The following is a 12900-nucleotide window of genomic DNA, read 5'->3' as shown; positions in this document are numbered from 1 at the left end:
ACTCCAGCGCACTATGTGACCCACAACGGAGATCTACCGTCCGCGTTCCACGTGGAACCTGCGAAAACCTGCGTCTGTCAGGAGAGCCGGCACGCCCAACTGGTCACGCGGCTCCGCACGCAAGCGGACAGCAGCTTCCACCCCCGACAAGACCGGAAGGGAGATAGTGCCGGCTCGCCTTGCGCGACGGTGCGCTTGCGCAGTAGACGAAAGGGCCGAGCGTGAGGTTCCACGGGAAACAGCAAAGTTGCCGACCTGCGCTTCCGGCTGAGATGCGGATGCGGCTGCGGTCTCGGGTGCGGCTGCGGGGGCGGGTGCGGATGCGGGTCGCATGGCGCCTGACCCCGAGCCTGCCGCTGTCACGGCCCCGTTTCACGGGAAACCCAGGATCTGAGACAGGCCGGTGGCGCCACTTAACCCGCGAGATCGGCCGTGCTGCAGCTCTGTCCACATACTCGTGCACATCGGTGGATAACAGAGAGAAGTCACCGCTGACCTGCATACACACAATGTGGTGTCATTGTGGATAGTCCCGGGCCCAGCATTCACCGGCCCCGGGGCGGGGAGCCCGAGCCGTCCTCGTCGCCACCCACTCCGAGCCGAGGCCCGTAGCGTCGACAGCAGTGATCTATCTCATATATTGGTCGCATGTCGACAGAGTCGATACTGCCGGCTATTCGGGAGTTCGTGTCCGCGGGTTTCACGGTCGTGCGGCACGACAAAAGGGCCGGCACTCTGGCCGGCCCTGTTGTCGTCATACATCAGGTGGTGCGCTGGTCGCCCTCGGACTTCGCCACATCCAGGCCCATGGACTCGAGCAGTCGATCGAGGTCCTCGAGATTGCTGAATTCCATCGTGATCTTGCCCTTGCGCTTGCCCACGTCGATCTTCACGGGCGTCTCCAGGCGGTTGGACAGGCGGCTCGTCACGTCCACGACGTGCGGGTCGTAGCTGGTACGGCGCGCAACACGCGTTCCCGTCTCCTGTTGACCACCACGGGACACCAGGCGCTCCACAGCGCGCACGGAAAGCCCCTCCGACACGATGCGCTGGGCGAGCTCCTCCATCAAGGTCTGATCGTCCAGTGCGAGCAGGGCGCGAGCGTGCCCGGCGCTCAGGGCACCGCTGGCAAGTCGACGCTGCACAAGCGCCGGCAGACGCAACAGGCGCAGCGTGTTGGTGATCTGGGGACGAGAACGACCGATGCGGTCGCCGAGCTCGTCCTGCGTGCACCCGAAGTCCTCCAGCAGCTGCTGGTAGGCATTGGCCTCCTCGAGCGGGTTCAGCTGTGCCCGGTGGAGGTTCTCGAGAAGAGCATCGCGCAGGAGATCGTCATCGCTGGTTTCACGGATGATCGCGGGAATCGAGGTGAGCTCTGCCCGTCGGGCGGCACGCCAACGACGCTCACCCATGACGAGCTCGAAGGACTCGCCCTCATCGGTGACGGGGATCGGGCGAACCACGACCGGCTGCAGAACACCGACCTCACGCAGCGAGAACGCCAGCTCGTCGAGTTCGTCGTCATCGAACATCGTGCGCGGGTTGCGCGGGTTCTCCCGGATCTCATGGATCGGGATCTCCGCGAACTCCGCGCCGGGCACGCTGACCAGACCCCGGCGCGAACGATCATCGGCACTGCCCGACTCGACCGTCGCGTCGACCTCCTCCTCCGGCGCGGCATCGGGCTCCGTCGCGGTCTCAGCCTTGGGCTCGCTCTCGGGGGCGGTCTGGGCCTCGGGCTCGGGCTCGGGCTCGGGCGCAGGCTCGGCCTCCGGCGCGGACTCACTCGCGGCCTCTGGCTGGGTGGCTGTTCCCGGGGACGCGGTCGGAGCCGCAGCCTCGACGTCCTCGACCGGCTGAGCGGGAGCGGGCTCTGCGGGCTCGACGTCTACGACCGGGGTGTCCTCGGCGGCCGGAGCGGTCTCCGCGGCCTTGGGGGTCGGGTCCGAGCCAGGGGCCGGGGCCGCAGTCTCCGTCGTCGGAGTCGGCGTCGGAGCGGGGCTCGTCGTCGACGTATCGGGGACCTCCACCGCATCGGCCTTCGCCGGCGCGGCGGGCTCCGTGGCGGCCGTCTTCTTCGCAGGGGTCTTCGCGGTGGAGGGCTGCGCCGGGGATGCCTTGGTGGACGCCTTCGCAGGAGCCTTCCTCGCAGGCGTGGTCTTCTTCGCCGTGGCAGTCTTCTTCGCCGCTGCGGGCTTCTTCGCCGGGGTCTTCTTGGCCGGAGCCTCTGCGACCTCCGCAGGCGCCTCGTCGACCGTCGCCGTGGCGGCGGCAGCAGCCTTGGTCGCCGCGGTGCCGCGGGTCGTCGTGGTGCGCGAGGTGGAGCCGCGGCCCCGACGGGTGGCGGCGGCGCGGGCCATGTCGTCGGCGATGTCGTGGCGTCCGCTGCGGGCGCGCTCCTCGCGCTCCTCGGCCTCGGAGACCCGATCACCGGAGAAGAACATGTCGACCGGACGATCTCGGGCGGTGCGCTCACCGTCCTGCGACGCCGGGCGCACACGAGTGCGCAGCTCCTGCTCGGGAGCGGGGCTGGTCCCCGCGCCCGGGATCAGGGCGCCGAGTCCTCGACCGAGTCCTCGCTTCTGCGTCATGGCCGTTGTCCTTCCGGAATGAATGTCCACCAGGGGAGAGATGCCGGGACACGCACCGCATCATCGTGGTGGTGTCCCGAGGTCACAATCAAGGGGCTGGGCGAATAGTGAGTTCGTGGGCTGCCGCGCGATACGCGAGCGCACCGCTGGATCCCGGGTCGTACGTGAGCACCGTCTGCCCGTAGCTGGGGGCCTCCGAGATCCTCACCGAACGCGGGATCGTGGTCTCCAGAGTCTGCTCGGGGAAATGCTCACGGACATCCTGGGCGACCTGTGCGGCGAGCCGGGTTCGGGCGTCGTACATGGTCAGCATGATCGAGGAGACCACCAGATCCGGGTTCAGATGCTGGCGGATCAGCTCGATGTTGTTCAGCAGCAGGCTCAGACCCTCGAGAGCGTAGTACTCCGCCTGGATCGGGATGAGCACCTCGCGGGCCGCGACCAGAGCGTTGACGGTCAGCAGGCCCAGCGACGGCGGGCAATCGATCAGCACGTAGTCCAGGCTCGGAAGCCCTTCGTCATCGCGGTGCTCGAGATAGTCGCGGATCGCGTTGCGCAGCCGGTTCTCGCGGGCGACGAGCGAGACCAGCTCGATCTCCGCCCCGGAGAGGTTGATGGTGGCGGGCGCGCACAGCAGGCCGTCCATGTCAGGGACATCCTGGACCACGTCCTGCAAGGGTGCGGACTCGACGAGCACCTCGTACATGCTCGCCACCTCGGCATGGTGCTCGATGTTCAGCGCGGTGGACGTGTTGCCCTGCGGATCCGCGTCGATCACCAGCACGTTCAGACCACCCAGCGCGAGAGCGGCCGCGACGTTGACGGTGGTGGAGGTCTTGCCCACCCCGCCCTTCTGGTTGGCGATCGTGATCACCCTCGTGGTCTCGGGCGCAGCGAACTCGACGCCGTCGAGCTGCTTGCGTCGGGCATGGTCCCTGGCGAGCTCTCGCATCAGCGGAGTGTCCTCCATCGCACCGTGCCCCGGGGAGGAACCCTCGTGCAGATCAGCCACGTACCTCTCCCTTCCTGGTCGCCTGGGCTCGGCGACGCACTTGGACCACTGTAGTGGGAACCTCGACCTCGCCTGCCCCGTACTGCGCGATGCGCGGATCGACCCCGCCCAGCTTGCGCAGCACCTTGTCCGCCTTGGCGACCTCCTCGGCGGCAGAGCCGCCCTTCATCGCCAGCAGCGCACCGTCATCGGCGACCAGCGGGAGCGTCCACCGGGCGAGCTTGTCGAGCGCGGCCACGGCCCGTGCCGTCACCACGTCGAAGGATCGCACGCCGTGCAGGTCCTCGGCCCGCGAGCGCACCACCTCGAGGCCGAGACCGAGCTCGGCATCGACCTCCTCGAGCCAGATCGCACGGCGCTGCATGGTCTCGATCAGGGTGACATCGAGGTCCGGGCGGGCGATCGCGATCACCACGCCCGGCAGCCCGGCACCGGAGCCGACGTCCGCCAGTGTCTTCACGTCGGGACCGATCGCGTCGGTCATCAGCGCGCAGTTGAGGATGTGCCGCTCCCACAGCCGCTCGACCTCGCGCGGACCGATGAGGCCGCGCTCGGGGCCCTGCTCCGCGAGCATGCTCGCGAAACGGTGCGCCAGCTCGAGACGGTCCGTGAACAGACGCTCGGCCGACGGCCGCAGGGATTCGGGGAGGGGGAGCACGATGCGCCTCAGGCTTCCGGGTAGATGACGACGTGACGGTTCTTGCCGTCGCCGTCGGACTCGGAGCGCAGGCCCTCGCGCTTGGCGACGTCGTGGACGACCTTGCGCTCGAAGGGGTTCATCGGCCGCAGCGGCACGGCCTCGCCGCCCTCTCGGGCCTGTGCGACAGCCTGTTCGGCCAGCTCCTCGAGGCTGCCCTTGTGCTCGGCACGGAACCCGCCGATGTCCAGCATCAGTCGGGAGCGGGCGCCGGTACGGGTCTGCACCGCGAGCCGGGTGAGCTCCTGCAGAGCGTCCAGCAGCTCGCCCTTGGGGCGGTTCAGCGTCGCGAGCCGGTCCGCTCCGGCGATCTCCACGGAAGCCCGGTCACCGTCGACATCGATGTCGATGTCGCCGTCCATGTCCGTGATGTCCAGCAGCTCCTCGAGGTAGTCCGCGGCGATGTCGCCCTCCTCCTCGAGACGACGCATGCGCTCCTCGTCGGTCTCCGGCGTCTCCGCAGTGTCAGCCGCGTCAGGTCCGTCAGTCGCGTCAGCTGCCTCAGCCGTGTCGGCGCTCCCCGCGGTGCCGGTCGTGCCGGCGGCGTCCGCTGCCTCGGTCGTCGCTGCCGCTGCGTCGGCGCGCGCCTCGTGCGGCGGGGCAGCGGTCTCCTCGGACGTGGGGACGTCGGACGTGGTGTCGTTCATGTGGATCCTCCGGGGACAAGCTCGGGATGAGAGTCAGGTGCATCCCGGGAGCTTCGATGCTCCCGGGATGCGAGGTCACTTCTTGCGCTTCTTCTTGGCGCCCTTGTTGAGCGCGGAGGCGCCCGACGGCTTCTGCGCGGGCGTCTCGCCCGCTGCCTCCTGGGCCCTGCGCCGCTCCTCGGCCGCCTTCTCGCGGGCCTCGCGAGCGCGCTCGAGCTTCTCCTCGTCGGAGAGCTTCTTGCCGCCCTTGTTCTTCGCCGGCGGCTGCACGCGGATGGCCTGCTCGGGCTCCGGCTCGGCGGAGACCTTCTTGGGCGGGGTGAAGTCGAGGGGCTCCAGGCCCTTCCTCTCCCGCTTGGCATTGATGCGATCGTGGCGCTCGCGCGCGGCGTCGGACCCCGGCGTGGGGGTGGCGCGGATGACGATGTACTGCTGGCCGAAGGTCCACACGTTGGTGGTCAGCCAGTAGATGAGCACACCGATCGGCATGCCGGGCCCCGTGATCACGTAGATGAACGGGAGCATGTACAGCATCATCTTCTGGGTGCTGGCCATGGGGCCCTCGAGGGCCGCCTTCGGCATGTTCTTCATGGTCAGCGACTTCTGGGTGAAGAAGGTGACCGCGCACATGCAGGCGATGATGATGCCCGCGATGATACGGGTGGTGAGCTGGCCGTCGCCGGGCGACAGGAAGCTGTCGGAGATGGTGACGTTCCCGATGAACGCCGAGTTCCGGGCGCTCTGGGCGAGCTCCGGCGTCAGCGGGCCGAAGCCCGCCCCCTCCGCAGCCTCCGGCAGCTTGTAGAACAGCACGCGGAACAGACCGAAGAAGATCGGCATCTGGAGCAGCATGGGCAGGCACGAGGAGAACGGGCTGGCCCCGGCATCCTTGTAGATCGCCATGGTCTCTTCGGCCATCTTCTGCTTCGAGGCCTGGTCCGTCTTGCCCTTGTACTTCTTCTGCACGGCCTGCAGCTCGGGCGAGACCATCTGCATCGCGCGCGATGCACGGATCTGGCGCACGAACAGCGGGATGATCAGGGTTCGCACCACGACGGTGAGGCCCACGATCGAGAGCACCCAGGTGAGCCCGGCGTCCGGGTCCATGAAGACCGAGAGCATGGCATGGAACTTCACCATGAGCCATGCCACGGCCCATTCGATCGGATACAGGGGGTTCATCGGCCTGGTCTTCCTGCCGCACGGATGCGCATGCCGTTCATGCGAGGTGTCGGCTGTGGTCGGGAATCTGGGTCAAGGGTAGGCCCTAGTGGGCCGGGTGCCGCAGTCGGCGTGGATTCCTCCACATGCCGGGGGCGGGAACAGGATCGGGACCGCCGTGGCTGAGCGGGTTGCAGCGCACGATCCGGCCGGCGGTCAGCAGCGTGCCCTTCACCGCTCCGTGCACTCGCAGGGCGTCCATGCCGTACTGCGAGCACACGGGATCGTACCGGCAGGCCGGCGGGGTGTAGGGCGAGATGCCTACCTGGTAGCCGCGCACCAGCAGTGCGAGCGCCCGACGGGGCAGTCGCAGGACCGACCGCAGCAGCGTGGTCATGAGACGGTCCGTGTGCGGCGCTCGAGCTTGCGCGTCGCGGCGCCGAGAGCACCGACGACATCGGCCTCGAGCTCGGCGAAGGGTTGCTCATCGATGCCCGGCAGCGCTCGCAGCACGATCCCCGAGCCCGGAGGCAGGGTCTCGAACTGCGGGCGCACGATCTCGCGGAGCCGACGGGTCACACGGTTGCGCACTACGGCGTTGCCGATCCTCTTGGACACGACGAATCCCACGCGGGGTGCGTCCCCTTCCTGCGTGAGCAGGGAGAGGTGCACGACCACGTGGGATCGGGCGCTGCGGACGCCACCACGGGTGACGGCGCGGAACTCGTCGCCGGTGTGCAGCCGGTGACTGGACCAGTTCACGGAGTCATGGGGTGACGCCGCAGGTCACGTCGGGACAGCGACTCAGGCCGAGAGCTCGGCGCGACCCTTGGAACGGCGTGCGTTCAGGATGGCGCGGCCGGCGCGGGTGCGCATGCGGGCGCGGAAGCCGTGCTTCTTCGCGCGACGACGGTTGTTCGGCTGGAACGTGCGCTTGCTCATCGGTTCTCCTCGATCGTGGGCACGGACGTACCCCTCGCGGTGGTCTGGTGGTCGTGCTGCACGAACGGACTGTTCGGGCGCACCCGCTCTCGCGGGGCGGCTGCCGGAGACCGTGTCGGGACGGCGCGCAGCGCTGACTGCATGATCTTAGGAGCGAGGGCGCGAAGGGTCAACGGAGAACGCCCTCCACAGGCCCGTTGTGGCCGGTTTCTCACTGTGTCCGGCGTTTCGCGACCCTCGGCGCCGCGAGAGCTGTGACAGGCCGAACGGATAGAACGGAGTCCGTACCAGCACGGACGCCTGCGCGGCCCGGGGAACGAGTCTCCGGTCACGAGCGGGCGAGGACGAGGACTTGTCCACACTGTTGATCCACAATACAGCGGCTATTGTGGAAAACTACCTGGACCGCCGATCGCCCCCGTACGGAGAAACTTGATGACTGACGCGAACGTCGCCGCGATCTGGGAGCGCACCCTGGCCACCCTGCGTCGAGACGGCAACGTGTCCCAGCGCGTCATCGCCCTGCTCACGCTGTCCCGCCTGATGGCCGTCGTGGCAGAGACTGCCCTGGTCGCAGCCCCTTCCACCTCCGCGAAGGAGCTGTTCGAGCACCGCATCGCGGGCCCCCTGGCCGCCGCCCTCAGCGACGCCTATGGCAGCGAGCTGCGGTTCGCGGTCACGGTCGACGAGACGCTCTTCGCCGATGACGACGATGACCCGGCGCCTGCTGCGGCTCCGACCCCGTCCGCCGCCCCCAGCAGTGCACATGGTGTGGACAGAGTTGTGGAAACTCCGGTGCACGACTCCTACACGGCCCCCTTCCGACGTGACGAGGGCTCCGTGCTCCCCGCGAGCGATCAGCCCGGCCGCGCCGCCCTGCCCTCCTCCGTCCCGTCTCCGGCTGCCGGCCCGTTCTCCAGCGAGGACCGCTTCTCCCTCGGGGGCGCCTACACCGGCACCGCGGCCGACGACCCCAGCGCCTATGCCGGCTTCTCCGCCACGACCGGCTCGTCGGCGCCGTCGCCGCTGCCCGCACCGCGTCGCCCGGCACGGACCGGACAGTCCACTCTCGGCGAGGACTCCCGGCTGAACGCGAAGTACACCTTCGACACGTTCGTGATCGGGTCCTCCAACCGCTTCGCCCAGGCAGCGGCGTCGGCCGTCGCGGAGACTCCCGCCAAGGCGTACAACCCGCTGTTCATCTACGGCGGCTCGGGTCTGGGCAAGACCCACCTGCTGCATGCCGTCGGCCATTACGCGCAGAGCCTCTACCCGGACGTGGTCGTGCGGTACGTGAACTCCGAGGAGTTCACCAACGACTTCATCAACTCCGTGCAGTCCGGCCAGTTCGGCAAGGCGCAGGAGTTCCAGCGCCGCTACCGCGACATCGACATCCTGCTCATCGACGACATCCAGTTCCTGCAGCGTGCGCCCGAGACGATGGAAGCCTTCTTCCACACGTTCAACACGCTGTACAACACGGACAAGCAGATCGTCATCACCTCGGACCTCCCCCCGAAGGAGCTCGGCGGCTTCGAGAACCGCATGCGCTCGCGCTTCGAGATGGGCCTGATGACCGACGTGCAGCCGCCGGACCTCGAGACCCGCATCGCGATCCTGCGCAAGAAGGTCGCGCAGGAGAACACCGGCGAGGTCCCTCATGACGTGCTGGAGTACATCGCCTCGCACATCGCGACCAACATCCGTGAGCTCGAAGGGGCGCTGATCCGCGTGCAGGCGCTGCACTCGCTCTCCCGCCAGCCGATGGACGTCACGCTTGCCGAGAGCGTGCTGAAGGATCTGCTCTCCCACGACGACGGCACCCAGATCACGGCGTCGACGATCATCGCCCAGACCGCTACCTACTTCAATCTGTCGGTCGACGAGATCGTCGGCAGCGGACGGTCGCGCCGGCTGGTCTCCGCCCGGCAGATCGGCATGTACCTGTGCCGCGAGCTCACGGACATGCCGCTGATCCGCATCGGCGACGAGTTCGGTGGCCGCGACCACACCACCGTGATGCACGCCAACAAGAAGATCAGCGAACTCATGAAGGAGCGCCGCGCGATCTTCAATCAGGTCACCGAGCTCACCGCGCGGATCAAGAGCTCCAACTCCCGCCCCCGCGGCTGAGGCCGCCCCGCTCGCGAGGACCGAACACCGCGAACAACAGAGCAGGTCACCGCGCAGTTCTCCCCAATTGTGGATAACTCTGTGGACAATGTGGAACCGACGAGTCCCACGCACACCCCGATGTGCACGGAGGAATGACAAGAATCCGCGGGAGCCGGCGACCTGTGCACAGCCGGCGCACGAGAAGTGCGCAGCGCTCAACGCTCCGTCCACGAGGGCTCTGAACCGTGGGAGCTGGGACGATCGCGGTTATCCACGATGTGCACAGCCGTGATGAAGAGGACTGTAGTTCTCAGCTCAAGGGGGGTGTGGACGGGCCGGGGTGCCGGGGAGCGACGTCGGCGTCATGTCATTTCGGGTGCCGGGGAGGGTTCTTCAGCCCGGACGAGACGAGTGATCCCCGGGTACCGGCGCGGGTCGCTGTCAAGGATCCAGGCCGGTGTGTCGCCCGCAGGCCGAGGAAACCGATACGCTGTCCCCCGTTCTGGCTTTCGACCACTGCGAAGGAGTGGCAAAGGTGAAGTTCCACCTCGATCGCGGCGTCCTCGGTGACGCCGTCTCCTGGGCCACTCGAACCCTCCCTGTGCGACCGGCGATGCCGATCCTGCAGGGCGTGCGGATCGTGGCTGATTCCAGTGGTGAGCTGCAGCTTTCCACGTTCGACTACGAAGTGAGCGCACAGATCCGGCTGGATGCCGAGGTCGAGCAGCCCGGCGAGGTCCTAGTGCAGGGACGGATGCTGTCCGACATCGTCCGAGCGTTGCCCAACAAGGACGTCTCGATCGCCCTCGAGGGCACGAAGCTGCAGGTCAGGTGCGGTTCGGCGCGCTTCGCACTGGCCACCCTCCCGGTCGAGGAGTATCCGCAGCTGCCGAGCATGCCTCCGGTCGCCGGTTCCGTCGCGGCCGACGTCTTCTCCGAGGCGATCAGCCAGGTCACGGTCGCCGCCTCGAAGGACGACACCCTCCCGCTGCTGACGGGCGTGAAGGTCGAGATCTCCGGCGAGACCATGACGCTCATGGCCACCGACCGCTATCGCCTCGCACTGCGGGAGCTGACCTGGAACCCGGCCACCCCGGGCACCGAGCAGACGGCGCTCGTGCGCGGTCGCACCCTGCATGAGGTCGCACGCTCCCTGGCCACCGGCGGCAGCGTCGAGATCGCTCTGGCCGAGGACGACTCCGCCCACCTCATCGGCTTCGAGGCCGGCGGCCGCCGCACGACCTCCACACTGGTCGACGGCGAGTACCCGCCCGTGAGGCGACTCTTCCCGGACACCACCGCGATCACCGCCGTGGTCTCCACCGGTGCCCTCATCGATGCCGTCAAGCGCGTCTCCCTGGTCGCCGAGCGGAACACCCCGGTGAGACTGTCCTTCGCGGAGGGACAGGTCGCGCTCGAGGCCGGTGCCGGTGACGACGCACAGGCCAGTGAGGTTCTCGAGGCGCACCTCGAGGGCGAGGACCTGGTCGTCGGCTTCAACTCGGGCTTCCTGCTCGACGGCCTCGGCGCCCTGGGCACCGAGTTCGCCCGGCTCACGTTCACCGACTCCATCAAGCCCTCGGTCATGAGCGGTCAGGACTCCCTCGAGGGCGTGCCCGACACCTCGTACAAGTACCTGATCATGCCGATGCGGATCTGAGCGTGGGAGTGGTCCGTCCATGCAGCTGACCGCTCTCGATCTCACCGACTACCGCTCGTACGAACGCCTCACGCTGCCCGTCACCTCGGGCATCACCGTGCTGGTCGGCAAGAACGGGCAGGGCAAGACCAACATCGTCGAGGCCGTCTGGTATCTGGCGACGCTGTCGAGCCATCGGGTCCCCCACGACGCCGCCCTCGTACGACGGGGCGAATCGACCGCGATCATCCGGGCGAGCTTCGTGCGGGCAGGGCGGAACCTGCAGGTCGACCTCGAGATCACGCCGGGCAAGTCCAACCGGGCTCGGGTCCAGGGCCAGAACGTCGCGCGGCTGCGCGACCTGCTCGGCGAGGTGCGGGCCGTGCTCTTCGCCCCTGAGGATCTCGGCCTCATCAAGGGGGATCCGGAAGGCCGCCGCCGCTTCCTCGACGAGCTCCTCTTCGAGATCGCGCCGCGCTTCGCGTCGGTCAAAGCGGATTACGACCGCGTCCTCAAGCAGCGCAGCAACCTGCTCAAGCAGATGCGATCGATGCGTCGGGGCGGAGCCGGGCGCAGCGTCGCGGGCCTCGATCCGGCGGATTCGGCCTCGAGCACTCTGGAGGTCTGGGACCAGCAGCTCGCCCGCTTCGGCGCCGAGCTGCTGCGCGCCCGGCTGCACCTGGTGAACCGTCTGCGCCCGCATCTGGGCTACTCGTACCTCCGGGTGGCGACGGACGAGGGTGCCGAGGAATCCCTGGACCTCCCCCCGGACCAGCGCGGGAACCTCTCCTCCCCGGCCGATGTGGCATATCGGTCCACCGTGCTCGACGAGCTCGGCACCGGAGCCGGAGAGCTGCCCGGCACCCAGGAGATCCACGACTGCCTGCTCGGGCTGCTCGCCTCGCGTCACGACGACGAGATCGACCGCGGCGTCACCCTGACCGGACCGCACCGCGACGACCTGGAGATCCGGCTGCACGACTTCCCCGCCAAGGGCTATGCGAGCCACGGCGAGTCCTGGTCCTTGGCCCTCGCCCTGCGCCTGGCCAGCTACGACCTGCTCCGTCTCGAGGAGGGCGATCTCGGCGACGGCGAACCGATCCTCATCCTCGACGACGTGTTCAGCGAGCTCGACGTGCACCGGCGCGAACGGCTGGGCCGCATCGTCACCAGCGCCTCCCAGGTGCTGATCACCACCGCCAACGACACCGACATCCCCGGCTCGCTGGACGGCGAGATCCATGTGGTCGACGTCAGCCTCGGCGACGCGACGCCGCGGGATCCGCGCGACGGAGGCCTGCGATGACGACGCCGGGATCCGGGAACGGACAGCGGCCGCGGCTCGCGAACCCGTACGATCTCTCGACCTGGCGAGGCCCCCAGGAGCCGGACCAGCAGGCCTCCCGGACCGTGGAACGGCACCCCGGGACAGTAGCCCCTCGACGTCCGCCGGGCACCGGCGGGCAGCGTCGGCCGGCGTCGGAGCGCGATCAGGAGCGGGTCGCGGGGCCGGATGAGTTCTACGACCCGCCCGAGCTGCCGCCGTCGACCGACCCCTTCGAACTCGCCCGGCGCACCGTGAACCGCTCCCGTGCCGCGGCCCGGGGCCGCGGACTCTTCCCGATCTCCGCGAAGACCCAGGCCAGAGACGTGCGCGACCGCTCGGGCAGCGCCCCCGGCTACTCCGGATCCCGCCCGGACCCGCGAGACCCGCAGGGCATCGAGCTGGTGCTGAAGAAGGTGCTGGGAAACCTCGGCTGGAACGCCGGCATGGATGCCGGACGGGTGCTCGAGGAATGGGACGAGATCGTGGGCGAGAGGCTCGCGACCCACTGCCGTCCGGTCTCCCTCGAGGACGGGGTGCTCATGGTCAGCGCGTCCTCCTCGGCCTGGGCCTCCCAGCTGCGCATGCTCACCCCGCAGCTCATCACCGCGATCGAGGAGCACATCGGCTCCCACGTGATCTCCGAGCTGCGCGTGACCGGTCCGGCCTCTGCCGAGCGCACCTGGAAGAAGGGCCGACGCACCGTCACCTGGCGCGGACCGCGCGACACATACGGATGAGCTCCTGCTACCGTGAGTGCTGACGAGCTGAC

The 12900-nt window shown here is 68.5% G+C and carries 12 protein-coding genes; 4 read left to right on the top strand and 8 right to left on the bottom strand.

Annotated elements, in window-relative coordinates; translation table 11 throughout:
- Nucleotides 1-761 precede the first annotated feature (761 nt).
- The 8 genes from CIK81_RS02625 to rpmH all read right to left on the bottom strand — a co-directional run bounded on the left by CIK81_RS02625 (nt 762) and on the right by rpmH (nt 7050).
- Nucleotides 762-2591: a ParB/RepB/Spo0J family partition protein gene (locus CIK81_RS02625; protein ID WP_096166554.1), complete on the bottom strand. Its 1830-nt coding sequence runs from the start codon at nt 2589-2591 to the stop codon at nt 762-764.
- Nucleotides 2592-2679: 88 nt separating this feature from the next.
- Nucleotides 2680-3561 (bottom strand): ParA family protein, encoded by an 882-nt coding sequence (locus tag CIK81_RS02620; RefSeq protein WP_096166587.1) that lies wholly within the window; start codon nt 3559-3561, stop codon nt 2680-2682.
- 34 nt (nt 3562-3595) lie between these two features.
- The gene (gene rsmG, locus CIK81_RS02615; protein WP_096166553.1) at nt 3596-4261 is read right to left on the bottom strand and encodes a 16S rRNA (guanine(527)-N(7))-methyltransferase RsmG; all 666 of its coding nucleotides are present in this window, start codon (nt 4259-4261) and stop codon (nt 3596-3598) included.
- 8 nt (nt 4262-4269) lie between these two features.
- Nucleotides 4270-4947, bottom strand: a complete 678-nt coding sequence (locus tag CIK81_RS02610) for a R3H domain-containing nucleic acid-binding protein (RefSeq protein ID WP_114355350.1) — start codon at nt 4945-4947, stop codon at nt 4270-4272.
- Nucleotides 4948-5022: 75 nt separating this feature from the next.
- A complete protein-coding gene (yidC, locus tag CIK81_RS02605) occupies nt 5023-6129 on the bottom strand; it encodes a membrane protein insertase YidC (protein WP_114355349.1) in 1107 nt (368 codons plus the stop codon).
- Nucleotides 6130-6214: 85 nt separating this feature from the next.
- Entirely contained in the window at nt 6215-6505 is a 291-nt protein-coding gene (gene yidD, locus CIK81_RS02600) for a membrane protein insertion efficiency factor YidD (RefSeq protein ID WP_096166550.1), read from the bottom strand.
- Entirely contained in the window at nt 6502-6870 is a 369-nt protein-coding gene (gene rnpA, locus CIK81_RS02595) for a ribonuclease P protein component (RefSeq protein WP_114305275.1), read from the bottom strand. The genes yidD and rnpA overlap by 4 nt, the downstream gene beginning before the upstream one ends.
- Nucleotides 6871-6912: 42 nt before the next feature.
- Nucleotides 6913-7050, bottom strand: coding sequence for a 50S ribosomal protein L34 (gene rpmH, locus CIK81_RS02590; protein WP_096166548.1), 138 nt, complete (start codon nt 7048-7050; stop codon nt 6913-6915).
- Nucleotides 7051-7485: 435 nt separating this feature from the next.
- Between rpmH and dnaA the strand changes: the two genes are divergently transcribed.
- From dnaA to CIK81_RS02570, 4 genes are all read left to right on the top strand, one after another.
- Complete coding sequence (gene dnaA / locus CIK81_RS02585; RefSeq protein ID WP_114305274.1) at nt 7486-9183, top strand: chromosomal replication initiator protein DnaA; 1698 nt, start codon at nt 7486-7488, stop codon at nt 9181-9183.
- A gap of 517 nt (nt 9184-9700) precedes the next feature.
- The gene (gene dnaN, locus CIK81_RS02580; RefSeq protein WP_096166546.1) at nt 9701-10825 is read left to right on the top strand and encodes a DNA polymerase III subunit beta; all 1125 of its coding nucleotides are present in this window, start codon (nt 9701-9703) and stop codon (nt 10823-10825) included.
- Nucleotides 10826-10844: 19 nt separating this feature from the next.
- A complete protein-coding gene (recF, locus tag CIK81_RS02575; RefSeq protein ID WP_114355348.1) occupies nt 10845-12110 on the top strand; it encodes a DNA replication/repair protein RecF in 1266 nt (421 codons plus the stop codon).
- Nucleotides 12107-12868 carry a DUF721 domain-containing protein gene (locus tag CIK81_RS02570; protein ID WP_114355347.1) on the top strand — a complete coding sequence of 254 codons (762 nt, stop codon included), beginning with the start codon at nt 12107-12109 and terminating at the stop codon, nt 12866-12868. The genes recF and CIK81_RS02570 overlap by 4 nt, the downstream gene beginning before the upstream one ends.
- The last annotated feature ends 32 nt before the right edge of the window (nt 12869-12900 follow it).

The organism is Brachybacterium sp. JB7 (genome assembly GCF_003335205.1).
Classification (GTDB): Bacteria; Actinomycetota; Actinomycetes; order Actinomycetales; family Dermabacteraceae; genus Brachybacterium; species Brachybacterium alimentarium.
Note: the sequence above shows the minus strand (reverse complement) of the source record. Positions and strands in the feature narration are given on the sequence as shown.

Bases quoted from the DNA above. Each gene is read 5' to 3' on its own strand.
- recF (WP_114355348.1), top strand. From the start codon at position 10,845: ATGCAGCTGACCGCTCTCGATCTCACCGACTACCGCTCGTACGAACGC.
- CIK81_RS02570 (WP_114355347.1), top strand. From the start codon at position 12,107: ATGACGACGCCGGGATCCGGGAACGGACAGCGGCCGCGGCTCGCGAAC.
- yidD (WP_096166550.1), bottom strand. From the start codon at position 6,505: ATGACCACGCTGCTGCGGTCGGTCCTGCGACTGCCCCGTCGGGCGCTC.
- dnaA (WP_114305274.1), top strand. From the start codon at position 7,486: ATGACTGACGCGAACGTCGCCGCGATCTGGGAGCGCACCCTGGCCACC.
- rpmH (WP_096166548.1), bottom strand. From the start codon at position 7,050: ATGAGCAAGCGCACGTTCCAGCCGAACAACCGTCGTCGCGCGAAGAAG.
- CIK81_RS02620 (WP_096166587.1), bottom strand. From the start codon at position 3,561: ATGGAGGACACTCCGCTGATGCGAGAGCTCGCCAGGGACCATGCCCGA.
- CIK81_RS02625 (WP_096166554.1), bottom strand. From the start codon at position 2,591: ATGACGCAGAAGCGAGGACTCGGTCGAGGACTCGGCGCCCTGATCCCG.
- yidC (WP_114355349.1), bottom strand. From the start codon at position 6,129: ATGAACCCCCTGTATCCGATCGAATGGGCCGTGGCATGGCTCATGGTG.
- CIK81_RS02610 (WP_114355350.1), bottom strand. From the start codon at position 4,947: ATGAACGACACCACGTCCGACGTCCCCACGTCCGAGGAGACCGCTGCC.